Below are 15,344 nucleotides of genomic sequence, written 5' to 3' on the forward strand. Positions count from 1 at the left end.
GCTACAGCCCCTCCGAGGCCCCACGGAACCGGTCCAGCATGGCCAGGTAGTGGCGGTTCAGGACCCCGCGCACGACCAGGAACGCCAGCGTTGATAGATTTCGACTGCGCAGCCACCGCGCCAAACGCAGGGCGGTCGCGGGCGAGACCAGGCCTGCCCCACCCAACAGGAAGTGCAGCGCACGCTGCGGCCGTGTGTCTTGGATCAACATCCGGGTCTCCGCGCCTGGGTGCTTTCTCAGAAGGTAGAGCGCCGTCCGCGCCCGTTCCTCCTCCTTGTCCAGGTGCCGGTCGAGCGACTCCAGCGTCGGCGGCCGCTGGACGTGGTACGCCAGTGCCGAAGGCGAGAATACCCTGGGGATCCCGCGGGCCTTGATGCGCAGACCAAGATCGAAATCCTCCCACCCGTAGACCCTGAACCCCTCATCGAACAACCCGGCATCTACAAGAACCTGCCGCGGCACAGATGCGTTGCCGGTGTCCAGGAACGCCGGCGAGATCCCGATGCGGGGCGTCCGCGCCGGGATCTCCGGCGATGGGATGACTATGACCGGCCCGCGGCCCACCACCGGGGAGGCGGCCGAGCGGTGGATCTCAAGGTGGCGCTGGAGGAAGTCGGGCACCACCAGGACGTCGCTGTCCACGAAAACCACGAGCGGCGCCCCAACGGCCCGGATCGCCGCGTTACGGGCCGCGCTCCTGCCCCGGTTGCGATCGAATCTGACACAGCGAACTCGGACCCGGCCGGAGGCGGCCTCGCTGATCACCCGGGGCGTGTCGTCGGTGGAGCCGTCGTCCACCACCACTATCTCGTAGGCGGCTGGCGCGAGCGTCTGCGCGGCCAGGCGCGCCAGGCACAGCCGGAGGAGCTGGGCGTCGTTGTAGACGGGCACTACGACGCTGAGGAGCGGGTTGGTAGAGGAGACCGTCATCGCAACCATTCTAGCGGTTTACGGCCCGAAGCCTGTCGAGCGAGCGGATGTAGTGCCAGTTGAGGAAGCCGCGAGCGGCCAGCAGCGCCGGCGTGTAGAAGCCTCGCGATGCCAGCCAGCGGGCGATCACGGGCGCCCGATCAGCAGTCAGAAATCCGGCTCCACTGAGGAGGAAATGCAGCGCCCGGTGGAAAGCGGTGTCCGAGATCAGGATGCGGGTAGACAACCCGGGATGCTTCTGCAGAAAGTGGAGCGCGGACCTGGCCCGTGCCTCTTCCCTGGCGAGATCCGGGCCGATGGGATCGAAAGTCGAGGGCGGCTGCACGTGGAATGCCACCATTCCACGCGAGAACCGGCGCGTCAACCCGAGGGCCCGCAGTCGCAGGCCGAGATCGAAGTCCTCCCACCCGTACCAGACGAACCCCTCGTCGAACAGTCCCGCGTCCAGCAACGCCTGGCGCGGCACAGAGGCGTTGGCCGTCGTTAGGAATGCTGCCGACATCAGGCCCGCAGGATTCCGCGCCGGCAGCACCGGTGTCGGGATCGTCGCGACCGGCCCGCGGCCGACCACCGGCCGGCCCGCTGCGTGGTGCAGGTCCAGGTGTTGCTGGAGGAAGTCCGGTCGCACCAGGACGTCGCTGTCGATGAACACCACGATGGGCGCGCGGGCCGCGCGGATCCCTTCGTTGCGGGCCACGGACCTCCCGCGGTTCCGCTCCAGGTGCACGCCGCGCACCCTAGCGAGCCCTGTTCCAGCCTCGGCTATGACCGCGGGCGTCTCGTCGGTCGAACCATCGTCGACAACGACGACCTCGTAGGCCTCTGCCGCCAGGGTCTGGGCGGTCAGGCAGGCCAGGGCGTGTCGGAGTACTGGCGCGTGGTTGAAGGTAGGCACCACTACGCTGAGGAGCGGGACTGTCGCCGGTTCGCCCACGTCGCGGTCCTGGCCCTGGACTGTCCTATGCGCTCGGCGCCGCCGGGACCGCGGCCGGCTCGGTCGGCGCCGCGTCTACCCACTGCAGCCGAAGTAGCCTGGCGTAGGTTCCATCCCGCGCCATCAGATCCTCGTGCCGGCCGTCTTCCACCACCGTGCCCTGGTCCAGTACGACTATCCGGTCCGCTCCCCGAACGGTTGAGAGCCGGTGCGCGATGATGAACGTGGTGCGCCCGCGGGTCGCCTGGATGAGCGCGTCCTGGATAAGGGTTTCGGACTCGCTGTCCAGCGCGGCGGTGGCCTCGTCGAAGATGAGCAGGCGTGGGTTGTTGAGCAGCGCGCGGGCTATCGCGATCCGCTGGCGCTGTCCGCCTGAGAGTTGGAGGCCGTCCTCGCCCAGCAGGGTCCGATACCCCTCGCCGAGCGACTCGATGAACTCGTGCGCATTGGCTGCCTCCGCCGCGGACACCACCTCATCAAACGGCGCGTCGGGCCGGGCGTACGCGATGTTATCGTAAACGGTGCCGCGGAACAGGACCGTCTCCTGCGGGACCAGCCCGATCTGCCGCCGCAAGGAGCGGACCGTAACGCGGCGCAGGTCCCAACCGTCAATCTCAATGCGTCCCTCCGTGGGATCGTAGAACCGGCCGATCAGGTTGACCAGCGTCGTCTTGCCCGCGCCGCTCAGTCCGATCAGCGCAACGCGCTCGCCGGGCGCTATCTCCAACGAGAGATCGCGGAGGGCCCACTGGCCTGGAGCATAGGCAAACGAGACGTTCTCGAAGCGGACGCGGCCGGCGATCGGCGGCAGCGCCACCGCGCCGGGGCTCTCCTGCAGGCTTGCCGGTTCGTCCAGCAGGGCGCGGATCCGGCCGAAGGCGCCCAGCGCCTGCCGCAGTCCGGCGTAGTGGCGGGTGAGGCCAACCGCCGGCTGGACGGCCAGCCCCACATATCCCAGGAACGCGACGAGGGTCCCGACAGTGAGCCGGTCTGAAGCCACGCGCTGCCCGCCCAGCCACAATACCAGGACCACGCCGAATGCGGTCAAGAAGCTGACGAGGGGCACCTGGAGCGCAACCATTCGTCCGATGCGGAGGTTTGCGCCGAAGGTCTGTTCGTTCTCATCGCGGAACCGCCGGATCTCCCTGTCCTCTCTCGAGAACGCGCGGATCACGCGCGCGCCGGAGAACGCCTCGCGTATGAGACCCGCCAGGCCTGCCACGTGCTCCTGCGCCCGCGTTGCCGTGCCCTGTATCTCCCTTCCGAAGCTCCGGGCGATCACGCCGACAAGCGGTATGACCGCGGCGATCGCGAGGGCGAGTTGCCAGTCGATCCACAGCAGCATGGCTACGATGCCGGTGAACATCAACGCGGCAGAGGCTGCGTCCACGGCCCCCATCAGCATCTCGGTCTGAACAACCTGCGTGTCCTGGAGGCTTCGGGAGATCGCGTCGCCGCTTTGCCAGACCGCGAACCGGTCGAGCGACCATCGCTGGATGCGCGCAAACAGGTCCTGGCGGAGATCGGCGACGATGCGGTGGGCGAGATAGTACATGAGGTAGATCTGGGCGAACAGTGCCAGGCTGTTGAGCGCGAACAGGAACAGGATGACGGCCGCGCCTCGGTTGAGGGTGGCAAACGCCCGCGTGGCAAGCACCTGGTCTATGAGCATGCCCGTGTACCTGGGGACCGCGAGATTGGCTCCGGTGGCCACGAGCATCGCTACCAGGGCGCCCACTAGATGGAGGCGGTAGGGGGCTATCCTGGCAGCCATCCGCCGGAGGTCGCTCACGCCCCGGCTCCGCCTCGTGCAACTGCCGCTCCGCCTACTGCAACCGCTGATCCGCCCGGCAGAATCGCGGCCAGGATTCGGCGCGAGGCGCCTGTCTCAACAGAGATCGCATCCAACGCCTCCGCGAGCTTGTGGCGCGCCGCCGGATCCCGTATCAATCTGGCACCCTCGTCGGCCACCTGTTCCGGTGTGACGTCACCCACGAGTTCCGGCATGATGAGCCGCTTGGCGCGCATGTTGGGCAGCGCCAGGTAGGGCCTACGGCTGATGTACCGCCGCACCAGGGCCAGCTTGAGCGGCAGCCCAAGGCGGGGTACCCGTGTGAGCCACTCGAGCACTCCCTCTATTGGGATCTGCGGGGCCAGGCTGAACGGCAGGACGACCAGGGTGGGAACCCGCATCAACGCCAGCTCCAGCGTGTTGGTGCCCGGAATGGTCAGCGCTAGATCGGCATTGCGGATGGACGACCGGTCTCCGTGCCTGATCTCGATACCGGCGGCATCAAGGCCGGCCTGATGTCGGGACAGCAGCGTCCGCCTGACTTGGGGCGACACGAACGGTGAGATCACCGCCAGCAACCGGGCCTCCGGCACGCGCGCGCGCAATGCCGCGGCCGTTTCTGTCCAGAAAGGGAAGACCGCGGAGAAGACGCTGTCACGGCTGCCGGCCAGAAACACCACCTTCGGGCGCGCATCGTCCGCGCCGTGTGCTTCCGCCGGTGCTCCATCCGCGAGCACCGCGTCCTGGAGCGGATCGCCGGCGACCTCGATCTTGTGATCGGGGACGCCGAGGCCGATCAGCCGCTCCCTTAGTGCTCGTGTAGGGACGAAGATCCGCTCGAACCCTCGATGCGCGCGCGAGATGTGGGCACGCTCGACGAAGGCAAAGGCACGGCCGCCCCACCGGCGGGCCAGCCGCCGTGAGAACCAGAAGTCGCCCCCGACGTGGAGAACCACCGGTGTTCCCGCGGGAGTCCACCCGGGGAGCCCGAGCGCAAGCAGCAGCGTCGCCCTGGGATTCATTATCCTGTCGAACACCCCAGCCGCCTCAGCGGCTGCCGACTCCTGCCCGCTCGCGAACTGGCAGGGCGGCAGGCAGAGCACAGTTTCGATGGACCACCCACCGGACGAGGCCAACCTGCGCGCCTCGGCGGCTACGGGCACAGCCCACCCTGCCACCTCGCCGGGGCTGTTGCCGACGATGATCAGGGTGGTGGTAGGTGGACGGTTCACCATCGCGCGCACGACACTTCATTATAATCTCCGCCGGCGGGCTCCGGCAATTTCACGAAGTGCACACGTGGCATCCCTATGGCACCGCGGGCGGCTCTTGGTCGCCAACTGGCCTGACGCAGGGAAGCCCTCCGGCGCGGCAGAATAACAAGCAGAATAACAATCGGATACACATACAATGAGGTGCGACGTGCGGTATGGTGTGATCGCTCTGCTTGCCGTGATCTTGATCTCCGCGGGGACCGCCGGCGCCCAGCCGGCCCCGGTGACCGTGGAGGCCGACAGCATTGTCTACGACTCGGCAGGCCAGGTTGTGATTGCACAGGGCAACGTTCGCATGACCGTCCGGCGGTACCGCCTGTTCGCCGATGGTGCCCGGTACGATCTCCGGACGCAGATCGTCGTGGCCACCGGGAACGTGCGCATGGTTGATGCTCGGGGCCAGGAACTGCGAGGTCACACCCTCACCTACAATGCCCGCACCGAGGAGGGCCGGTTCGAGCCCGTGGAGGGGATCGTGGATCGGGAGCGCAGGGTCTACGTGCGCGGCGACCGCCTGGATTTCACTCAGGACCGCCTCGTTTGCTTCGAGGGGTTCGTGACCAACTGTGATCCCAAACGACCCTTCTACCACATCACGGCGCGACGTATCGAGTTGATCCCCGACCGGGAGATCGTGGCCTATCACGCCACGCTGTACCTGCGCAACCGCCGGCTGCTGACGTTTCCACGCTATATCCTGTCGCTGCGGCCCGGGGTTGAGGGGACGGTCCTACCAGGCCTCGGATACAACAGCCTCGATGGCTTCTGGGCGGACTACAGGATTCCGGTGGGGATGGGATCAGGTCGCGGCCGTCTGTACCTCAAATACGGCACGATTACCGGGATTACGCCGCTGCTCACCCAGGCGTGGGAGGAGCGGGCCTACACCACGACCCTGCAGCTCGGTCGGGCGCAACTGGTCGACGACCGTGCGGCCTTCAGCGGCCTGCGCTACGACGTCGCTGAGATCGGTGCAACAACGAACCCGGCCCGAATCGGCTCGGCGCCGTTCTTATGGTCTCTGTCCGGCACGGCCGGATGGTACAGTGAACTGGCCTCGGGTGTGGCCACTTCGCGGCTTGACGGTGAGATTGCGTTGGAGACGGAGCGCCTCCGAGTCGCTCCCGGCCTGACCTTCGCCGCCCGCGGCGCGGCGCGCATCTCGGCGTACGGGACAGGCGCGACGCGGACGATCACGACCTTCGGCGCGGCGCTCACCCACCGTCTAGACCGCCACACTACGGCTTCGCTTCGGTACCTCTACGTCGCGGTGCAGGGAAGCACGCCGCTTAGCATTGACTTCGTAGATCCGGCCAGCACGGTCGGCCTGGGCGTTACCCGCACCGTGCCGGACCGCTTCCGGATCTCGGCTGGGGTAGCGTACAACACCGTAGTTCCCGAGACGAATCTGACCGGATCCTTTATGGTCATCGCGACCCCATCGCTGGAGGTTGGAGCTTCCGCGTCCTACAACCTCCGCCTGTCGGCCTTTGACGACATTGACTACACGGTGCGCTTCATCCGGGATTGCATAGATGTGGTGGCGCGCTACCGCCAGATCCGCAACGAGATCTCGATCGAGTTTGGGTTCGTGGGCATCACCGAGCGACGGGGCCTGGTTCCGCGCACTACACGGCCGGGCCCCGTGTTGCCGGAGGACGCGCCGCCGCGCCCAGGGGAGTTCTAGTCTATGAATCCAGGCATCAACACTGAGATCTTCCGCGAGTACGACATCCGCGGAGTGGTCGGCACAGACCTGACCCCGGAGATTGCCGAGCGGATCGCCCGGGCGTACGCGGCCGACCGCAACCTGTCCGGAAGCCCGGTGGTGCTGGGAGCGGACAACCGCACGCACTCGCCTGCGCTGGCAGCGGGTGTGGCTCGGGGCCTCAATGCCTCGGGGTGCGACGTTGCTGGGATCGGGACGGTCATCACGCCCACCTTCTACTTCGCGCGTGTACACTGGAGAATTGAGGGCGGGGTTATGGTAACTGCCAGCCACAACCCGTCCGAGTTCAACGGCTTCAAGCTGGCCGGCGGGTTCGGGACGCTGCACGGGGAGCAGATTCAGGCGGTCCGGCGGCGGGCGGAGACCGGGCCGTTCGCGGAGGGTACGGGCCGCATCGAGGCCCGCGAGATTGTTCCGGCGTACATGGAGATGCTGCGGGAGAAGATCCGGTTGGGCCCGCGGCGTCTGCGGGTGGCGCTCGATTGCGGAAACGGAACGGCCAGTCTGATCGCGCCCCAGGTGCTGGCCGCTTGGGGCGTCGAGGTTGTGCCGATCTACTGCGACTCCGACCCGAGCTTCCCCAATCACCACCCGGATCCCGTGGACCCGCACAACCTGACAGACCTGATCGCCCTGGTGCGCCGCGAGCGGTGCGACCTGGGGATCGGGGTGGACGGCGACGGCGACCGGATTGGGGTCGTGGACGATCAGGGCGAGATCCTCTGGGGCGACCTCCTGATGGTCCTCTACTGGCGCGAGATCCTACCGCGCTACCCCGGCGCCGATGTGATCGTCGAGGTGAAGTGCTCGCAGGTTCTAGTGGACGAGGTGACCCGCCTGGGCGGCAGGCCGTTCTTCTACCGCACGGGCCACTCGTTGATCAAAGCCAAGATGCGCGAGATCGGCGCGGTCTTCACCGGCGAGATGTCGGGGCACATGTTCTTCGCGGACGAGTATTACGGCTTCGACGACGCCCTCTACGCCGCCGGACGGTTGCTGCGGATCCTCTCTCACACCGATGCGCCGTTGTCGGCGCTGATGGCCGACGTGCCGCGCTACCCCGTTACGCCGGAGGTACGTGTAACGTGCTCCGACGCGCGTAAGTTCGATGTCGTGGCACGTGTGGCCGAGGCGTTCAAGCGCGACCACCAGGTGATTGACGTGGACGGCGCGCGTGTGCTGTTCGATGATGGATGGGGACTCGTACGGGCCAGCAACACCCAGCCGGTGCTGGTGTTGAGGGCGGAGGCGGCGACCCCTGCCGGACTAGAGCGGATCAAACAGACGATTGGGACCGCGCTGGCGCGCTTCCACGAAGTGGGGCCGGTGGAGTGGTGAGGCCTGTCTGGAATCACCTGTGACCTTCCTCTCCGCATGGTGCGGCCGATACCGGCACCTGCTCGTCGCCGCGGGTCTCGTGCACCTCTCGGTGGTGGTCGTGACCTCCATCGCGAGGTTACTGCCCGCCCAGGGAGTGGTGCTCCTCACCCTCTTGGGGTGCCCGCTCTACTTCGCGTGGGCTCTGGCGGACTACCGCAGTTTCCTCCTGGCCACCTTCGCCACAATAGCGGTGGTTCAGATGGAACCGGCGCCGTTCGATATGCTGGTGCCGGTGGCGCTGGCCGCCGGAGTGGCCGGGCGGCACATACAGGTCCGCCTTGATGCACGCTTCTGGACCCTGGCGGCATTCGTGGGTCTCTCGGTGGTGTCGGTGGCGCGGGCCGACGATCTCGCCACTGCGATCCGGTACGTCGCGATAACCGGATACCTGGCTTTGCTCTATCTCGCGGTTGCCGGGTTGCTACGACAGGATGCGCGTCAGGCAGTCATCGCCGGCATCGTCGTCGCAGCGCTGGCAACGACCGCGCTCACGCTCCTGGCCTTCTATGATGTGCCGGATCTGGCGCACCTGATCTACCATCGTGGCCCTCGCTGGCAGGGCACCTTCAAGGACCCGAACGTCTTTGGTGGATTCCTCGTTCTGCCTCTGGCATGGTCTTTGGATCGGGTGATGGCCGGAGGCCGGGCCGGGTGGGTGCTTGCCACGGCCGTCCTACTGCTTGGTCTTGTTATGAGCCTGTCGCGGGGAGCCGTCCTGGCAGGAGCCGTCACGCTGGGAATCATGGCGGTCCTCGCCCTGCGCAGGCGCGAGTACGCGCAGGTGCGGCGCGGCGCCTTCGCCCTTGCCCTCGGCCTGGCGGTAGTTGTGGGATTTGTCCTCGCACACGATCTCGGTTCCACTATCCTGCGGCGGGTCGGGCTGGAGGACTACGATAGCGTCAGGTTTGAAGTGCAGGAGCGAGCCGTCACTGGTCAGAGCGGTTCGTCGCGGGCGCTGGGCATGGGCCCGGGCCAGTTCGAGGTCGTGCACGCCTACGCCACCCACAGTTTGTACCTCAGGATTCTGGCCGAGAACGGGCTGCTCGCGTTTGTGCCCTTCGGGGCCTTCCTGGTCCTGCACCTCGTCAGGATCGGACCGGGAGGAGGCACGATCCTGGCTATCCTCGCCGGGCAACTGCTGAACGGGTTCGTGATAGACACGCTGCACTGGCGACATCTGTGGGTTCTGCTCGGACTGGCCGCCTGGAACGTCCGCCGCTGAGGGTCGCCTGTGCCCCGGGTCAGCGTCATCATCACCGCACGCAACGAGGAAGCCCTTATCGCCGAGGCCCTCGGCAGCGTGCTGGCGCAGTCCTACCGGGACTTCGAGGTCGTGGTGGTGGACGACGGATCGGACGACCGGACGACCGAAGTCGCCGAGGCCCTTAGCGACCCGAGAGTCCGCGTGATCCGGCAGCCCCGCATCGGCCGCGCCGCGGCGCTGAACCTGGCGGTCGCAGCGTCGTCAGGGGAGTTCCTCGCCCCTCAGGACGCCGACGACCTGTGGCTGCCGGAGCGCCTGAGCCGCCAGGTGGCGTTCTTGGACGCGCATCCGGAGATCGCGCTGGTGGGCGCCGGCGTGATGATTCGGGACGCGCGGGGGCGGGATCGTCTCTACCTGCGCCCTACGTCGGACCGTGCAATCCGCCTGGCGATGGGGTGGGGGAACCCGATAGTGCACACGGCCGCGCTGATCCGACGCCGGGCCATGGAAGTCGTCGGCCCCTACGCCGACACGCTCTTCGAGGACTATGAGCTGTTCATCCGCATCGCCGAGTCGCACCTGGTGGCCAATCTCCCCGGGGTGCTGGTGGTGGTGCGGAAGACGCGGCCGGGCAGCCGGTCCCGGGCAGTGGCGCGCGGTCTCGCCCAGCGCGAGAAGCTGAGGCTGCAGCGGCTGGCGATCGAACGGTTGCGCCTCCCCCCACGGGCGCGGTTGGGGCTGCTGCGCACCCTTGCTGCGACCGCACTGTTCTCCACCTTCGAGAAGATCGCCCGGCCCACTGGCCCGGCGCCATGAAGATCTCCCTGGTGCTCGCGACGGCGAACCGCACGGTCGAGCCGGAGCGGTTCCTGGCCTCCCTGGCGGCCCAGACCTGCCGCGACTTCGACCTAGTAGTGGTCGACCAGAACGCCGACGACCGGGTGGTGCGGCTTCTCGAACCCCACCGAGATCGTTTCCCCCTCGTTCACCTGCACAGCCCGCCGGGAGCCTCGCGGGCGAGGAACGCCGGGTTGCAGCAAGCCACAGGGGATATCGTGGGGTTCCCCGACGACGACTGCTGGTATCCTACTAACCTGCTCGAGGGAGTAGCGCGGTTCTTCGAGGCGCACCCTGAGTGGGATGGGTTGGTGGTCCGCTCGGTGGACGAGCGGGGCGCAGCCTCGATGATCAGGGGAGCGCCCGGCGAGGTGCGCGTGACCCGGCACAACGCCGGGTGGCTGGTGGTAACCTACGCGCTCTTCGTGCGCCGGCGATTCATCGAACAGGCGGGCGGGTTCGACCCGCACCTCGCGACTGGGGCCGGTACGCCCTGGGGGGCGGGGGAGGACACTGACTACGTCCTGCGGGGCATGGCTGCGGGGATGCGGGTGTTCTACACGTCGGCGCTCGCGGTATGTCACAGCCCGGCGGTGCGTGCCTACGACCGGCAGGCCAGGGCCCGGGCTCTCGCCTACGGTCGCGGGGCCGGCTATGTCATGCGCAAGCACCGCTTTCCGTTCTGGTATGCCTTGCGGCGCTCCTGGGCCGGCCCCGCAGCCCGGATGATGCTTGCGCTGCTGCGGTTTCGCACGGATGAGGCCGGCTACCACTGGGCCGAACTGAACGGCCGGGTGTGGGGCTGGGTGAGGGCAGGCGAAGTCCTCCGCGCAGCCACCGGCCCGGAGCAGGCGGCGCGATCGCCGGACGCCCGCCCCCGCGTCCTGCACGTGATCACCCTCTCGGATTGGGGCGGGGCCCAGGCGCACGTCCTTGCGCTGGCGCGGGGTTTCCGGCATCTCTACGATGTGACCGTGGCATGCGGGCCGGGCGGGCCGCTGGTGGCCCGCCTACAGAAGGAAGGCATTCGCACCGTGGAGATTCCGGGCTTGACCCGCAATCCCCGCCCGCTTGCCGACCTGGCAACCCTCGTGCGGCTCTCGCGCTGGATGCGCCGGGAGAGGTTCGCACTGGTGCACTGTCACAGCACCAAGGCGGGACTGTTGGGGAGGGTCGCGGCAAGGGCCGCCGGGATACCCGCGGTGCTGTTCACAGCCCACGGATGGCCGTTCGCCGGATCCTGGTGGCCCCCGATCATTCGCGCGCTTCTCGTTCTCGCAGAGAGGGCGGCCGCCCGGTTCACCACAACCATCATCTGTGTCTCGCACCACGACAGGGAGGCAGCGCTGCGGGCCGGGATAGGGCCGCCAGAGCGGCTGGTGGTGATCCCCAACGGCATCGCACCGGAGCCCTGGCTGGCGGATTCCGCGGCGGAAGAAGGCGGGAGGGGGACCGGCGAACCGTGTACGGCCGTGATGGTCGGCAGGTTCAAGGAGCCCAAGGACCCGGTCACGCTGGTGAACGCCTGGGCGCGCGTCGGTGCAGCTCACCGCCTCTTGCTGGTGGGAGACGGCCCCATGCGCCCGGAGGTTGAGGCGTTGGTCCGCAAGCAGGGGCTGGAAGGACGCGTCGCAGTGCTCGGGGCGCGTGACGATGTGCCCGTGTTGCTCCGCTCCTCGGACATCTTCGTGCTTTCAAGCCGCTGGGAGGGAATGCCGCTTGCCGTCATTGAAGCCATGATGGGCGGCCTGCCGGTAGTGGCCACAGATGTCGGCGGTGTCTCGGAGGCGGTGGTGAACGGAGAGACCGGGTTACTCGTCCCGCCTGGGAACGCCGACGCGCTCTCCGTGGCGCTGGATCGGTTGCTGACCGACCCCGCCCTTCGCCGCCGCATGGGAGAGGCAGGCAGGCGCCGGGCGCTTGAGCACTTCACCGAGGAGCGGATGCTGGCCGAGACCGCCGCCGTCTACGAGCGCGCGCTTTCCGTGCGGGCCCGCCCAATGCCCGGCCCGGCCTCATGGGCGCCATGAGGAGCCCGCGCGAGTTCCGGCAGCCGCTTCGGATTTCGGAGCGCAAGGTGCTCCTGGCGTTTCTGGATCTGGCCTTGTTGAACCTTGCGCTGCTCGTCACCCTGTCCGTACGACTCCACTTCCCGCTGGCGGCAAGCACGGTTGCCCAGCGGACGTTCTGGTTTGTCCTGCTCTCGGCAGCGTGGGTGTTCGCGGCTTCGGTGGCCGAGCTCTACGATCTGCGGCTTGCAGCCCGCCTGCCCGCAGGACCCATCCGCGCGGCGCTCGCCGTCGTGACGGCCGATGCGCTCTACCTGACTCTCCCCTATGTGACGCCGAACCTGTTGCCTTCGCGCCTGACGCTGCTGTGGTTCTTCGGTACCACCACGGTTTTCGTTGCCGCGTGGAGGGCGTTCTACGCGCTCGTCCTGGTCCAGCCGTCGTTCCGCCACCGGGTGGTGATCGCGGGTGCAGGCCGGGCGGGCCGGGAGGTACTGGCGGCAATGCGGGAGTACGGCCGCACCGAGTATGTGCCCGTGGGGTTCGTGGACAGCGACCCGGCGGTCCTGGGAGAGGAGGTGGACGGGCTGCCGGTGCTGGGCAACCACCGCGATCTCCCCGGTGTGCTGGAGCAGGCCCAGGTCTCCGAGGTGGTCGTGGCCTGTACCGGCAGCGCCGACGGCGACCTCCTGCGCTCCCTGGTGAAATGCCAGGAGCGCGGCGTCACGGTGACGCCGGTGCACCGGCTACTCGAAGATCTCACCGGACAGGTTCCAATCGAGCACGCCGATGGCAACCTGCACATAGCGCTGCCGCTGGATCGTCCTCCCCCTGCGCTCTACGATGCGTTCAAGCGCCTGGCCGATCTCCTCCTGGCCGCGGTTGGCCTGCTGGCGACGGCTGTGATGACACCCTTGGTGGCGGCTGCCCTTTGGCTCGAGGACCGGGGCCCGGTCTTTTACCGCCAGCGCAGGGTCGGCCGTGGAGGACGGGAGTTCGTGCTCCTGAAGTTCCGTACCATGGTCGCGGACGCGGAGTCCAACGGCGTGCAGTGGGCCGGTGTCAACGACCCCCGCGTAACAAGGGTCGGCCGGGCGTTGCGGCGGTTCCACCTCGATGAGCTGCCCCAGGCCGTCAACGTCCTGCGCGGCGAGATGAGCGTGGTAGGTCCTCGACCCGAGCGGCCCGAGATCGTAACCGAGCTGGAGGCGCTGATTCCCTTCTACCGGACGCGTCTCAGTGTCCAGCCGGGCGTGGCCGGATGGGCCCAGGTCAACTTCGGGTACGCCGACTCAGTCGAGGATGCGATGGTGAAGCTCCGCTACGATCTGTTCTACATCAAGCATCGCTCGGTGCTGCTCGATGCGCAGATCATCATCCGCACCGTCGGTCACGTGTTCCGGCACGGGGGGAGATGAGGGGGGAGATGCCCTCGATGGCGCGAAGTAGCCTACGACCATGAAAGCCATCATCCCCGTTGCCGGAGTCGGCCGCCGCCTGAGGCCGCATACCCATACCCAACCCAAGGCGCTCATGCACGTGGCCGGCCGCCCGATTCTTGGGCACATTCTCGACGAGCTGGTCGCGGCGGGCGTGGACGAGGCGGTGCTGGTCGTAGGGCACCTGCGGGAGAAGATTGAAGAGTTCGTCCGCGGCCGCTACAAGATCCCGGTCCATTTCGTGGAACAGAAGGAGGCGCTGGGCAACGGGCACGCGATCTATGTGGCGCGGGAGCATCTGAACGGCGAGGGTGTCCTGATCATCATGGGCGACACCATTATCAAGGCCGACCTTCCGCGGGTGCTTGCGCTTGAGGAGTCCGCCATAGGGGTTCGCCAGGTGGCCGACGCCCGCCGCTTCGGGGTCGTGGAGGTGTCCGACGGCCACGTGCGTCGCCTGGTCGAGAAACCCGAGGTTCCGCAGAGCAACCTGGCCATCGTGGGCGTCTACCTGATCCGGAACCCCCTCCTGCTTGCCGGGTGCCTTGAGCGGCTCATCAACGAGGGGCGGCAGGTGCGGGGCGAGTACTGGCTGGCCGATGCGCTGCAGATGATGGTCGAGGCCGGCGAGCGGATGCGGACCTTTCACATTACCGGCTGGTTTGACTGCGGGACGTCCGAGGCGTTGCTGGAGGCGAACCGCGAGCTGCTTTCGGCCGAGCAACTGCCCGCGTACGTACCCGATGGATCGGTGGTCATACAGCCGTCCTACGTGGATCCCTCGGCCGTGGTTGAGGGGTCGGTGATCGGCCCGTACGCCTCGGTGGCAGAGGGCGCGCGCGTCTCTCATTCGGTTATCAAGGACAGCATCGTTAATGCCGCCGCAACGCTGGACGGCGTGCTGTTGGAACACTCCATTATCGGCGAGCACGCCTCGGTGACAGGCCGGCCGGCCCGGATCAACCTGGGTGATTCGTCCGAGGTCGAACTCGGATAGATGCCTCGCTGCCTGGTCACCGCCGCGGTTTTCTTCACTCGACAACACATATCCTGAGGAGGTGGTGTGCGTGGACCTCAAGGCCTACATACGAGACGTGCCCGGCTTTCCTATAGAGGGCGTGATCTTCAGGGACATCACCCCCCTGCTGCGCTCGCCGGAGGCGTTCTTGCACGCGCTGGACGCTCTTGAGGCCTACTGCCGGCCCAAACAACCGGACGTAATCGTGGCAATCGAGGCGCGCGGCTACATCCTGGCCGCGCCGCTGGCGCTTCGGCTGGGCGCGGCGTTCGTGCCGGCACGCAAGCCAGGCAAGCTGCCGTGGAAGACCATCCGCGAGGAGTACCAGCTCGAGTATGGGGTGGCGGCGCTCGAGATGCACGAGGACGCCATCGCCCCTGGACAGCGGGTGGTGATTGTGGACGACGTGATCGCGACCGGAGGCACCCTGAACGCCACCCGCCGGCTGGTCGAACGCCTGGGCGGCACGGTGGTGGGGATGGCCTGCCTGGTGGAGCTCACGTTCCTGAACGGCCGAAGCGCGCTGGAGGGGGCGGAGTTGTTTTCGGTGCTTTCCTACTAGGGTGCCTTGGGGAGGGTGGTCATGTCGCAGGACATAGTGCTTGTGCCGATCCCGGCCACGCTGCACCGGCGCATCGAGACCGCGCTTGAGCAGCTCGGGCACGCCTCGGTTGAGGCGTTCGTGGTGCACGCCGTTCGGTCCGCGCTCGCCCCGCACGAGGCAGTACACAAGCCTACCCCGGGTGACGAAGCCGCGATCATCGAGCGGCTCCGACGCCTTGGGTACATTGACTAGG

General features: G+C 67.5%; 13 protein-coding genes. 9 read left to right on the plus strand and 4 right to left on the minus strand.

Features of this window, described 5'->3' with window-relative positions; all coding sequences use genetic code 11:
• Window position 1: 1 nt before the first annotated feature.
• The 4 genes from RDU83_09405 to RDU83_09420 are packed head-to-tail and all read right to left on the minus strand — an operon-like array spanning window position 2 to window position 4,892.
• Complete coding sequence (locus RDU83_09405; protein MDQ7841227.1) at window positions 2-931, minus strand: glycosyltransferase; 930 nt, start codon at window positions 929-931, stop codon at window positions 2-4.
• Window positions 932-941: 10 nt separating this feature from the next.
• On the minus strand, window positions 942-1,865 hold the full coding sequence (locus tag RDU83_09410; GenBank protein ID MDQ7841228.1) for a glycosyltransferase family A protein: 924 nt from the start codon (window positions 1,863-1,865) through the stop codon (window positions 942-944).
• Window positions 1,866-1,890: 25 nt separating this feature from the next.
• A complete protein-coding gene (locus tag RDU83_09415; protein MDQ7841229.1) occupies window positions 1,891-3,657 on the minus strand; it encodes an ABC transporter ATP-binding protein in 1,767 nt (588 codons plus the stop codon).
• Window positions 3,654-4,892 (minus strand): hypothetical protein, encoded by a 1,239-nt coding sequence (locus RDU83_09420; protein ID MDQ7841230.1) that lies wholly within the window; start codon window positions 4,890-4,892, stop codon window positions 3,654-3,656. Before RDU83_09420 ends, RDU83_09415 begins: the two co-directional genes overlap by 4 nt.
• 187 nt (window positions 4,893-5,079) lie before the next feature.
• Here RDU83_09420 and RDU83_09425 point away from each other — a divergent pair, with 187 nt between their 5' ends.
• The 9 genes from RDU83_09425 to RDU83_09465 all read left to right on the plus strand — a co-directional run bounded on the left by RDU83_09425 (window position 5,080) and on the right by RDU83_09465 (window position 15,343).
• A complete protein-coding gene (locus RDU83_09425; protein ID MDQ7841231.1) occupies window positions 5,080-6,618 on the plus strand; it encodes a hypothetical protein in 1,539 nt (512 codons plus the stop codon).
• 3 nt (window positions 6,619-6,621) lie between these two features.
• On the plus strand, window positions 6,622-7,998 hold the full coding sequence (locus RDU83_09430; GenBank protein MDQ7841232.1) for a phosphomannomutase/phosphoglucomutase: 1,377 nt from the start codon (window positions 6,622-6,624) through the stop codon (window positions 7,996-7,998).
• A 19-nt stretch (window positions 7,999-8,017) separates the two neighbouring features.
• Entirely contained in the window at window positions 8,018-9,262 is a 1,245-nt protein-coding gene (locus RDU83_09435; protein MDQ7841233.1) for a hypothetical protein, read from the plus strand.
• A 9-nt stretch (window positions 9,263-9,271) separates the two neighbouring features.
• Window positions 9,272-10,060, plus strand: coding sequence for a glycosyltransferase (locus tag RDU83_09440; GenBank protein ID MDQ7841234.1), 789 nt, complete (start codon window positions 9,272-9,274; stop codon window positions 10,058-10,060).
• Window positions 10,057-12,111, plus strand: a complete 2,055-nt coding sequence (locus RDU83_09445; GenBank protein MDQ7841235.1) for a glycosyltransferase — start codon at window positions 10,057-10,059, stop codon at window positions 12,109-12,111. The genes RDU83_09440 and RDU83_09445 overlap by 4 nt, the downstream gene beginning before the upstream one ends.
• Window positions 12,108-13,508, plus strand: a complete 1,401-nt coding sequence (locus RDU83_09450) for an exopolysaccharide biosynthesis polyprenyl glycosylphosphotransferase (GenBank protein ID MDQ7841236.1) — start codon at window positions 12,108-12,110, stop codon at window positions 13,506-13,508. Before RDU83_09445 ends, RDU83_09450 begins: the two co-directional genes overlap by 4 nt.
• 40 nt (window positions 13,509-13,548) lie before the next feature.
• On the plus strand, window positions 13,549-14,526 hold the full coding sequence (locus RDU83_09455) for a sugar phosphate nucleotidyltransferase (protein MDQ7841237.1): 978 nt from the start codon (window positions 13,549-13,551) through the stop codon (window positions 14,524-14,526).
• A gap of 70 nt (window positions 14,527-14,596) precedes the next feature.
• The gene (locus RDU83_09460; GenBank protein MDQ7841238.1) at window positions 14,597-15,109 is read left to right on the plus strand and encodes an adenine phosphoribosyltransferase; all 513 of its coding nucleotides are present in this window, start codon (window positions 14,597-14,599) and stop codon (window positions 15,107-15,109) included.
• Window positions 15,110-15,130: 21 nt separating this feature from the next.
• Entirely contained in the window at window positions 15,131-15,343 is a 213-nt protein-coding gene (locus RDU83_09465) for a hypothetical protein (GenBank protein ID MDQ7841239.1), read from the plus strand.
• The last annotated feature ends 1 nt before the right edge of the window (window position 15,344 follow it).

Source organism: bacterium (assembly GCA_031082185.1).
GTDB lineage: Bacteria > Sysuimicrobiota > Sysuimicrobiia > Sysuimicrobiales > Humicultoraceae > VGFA01.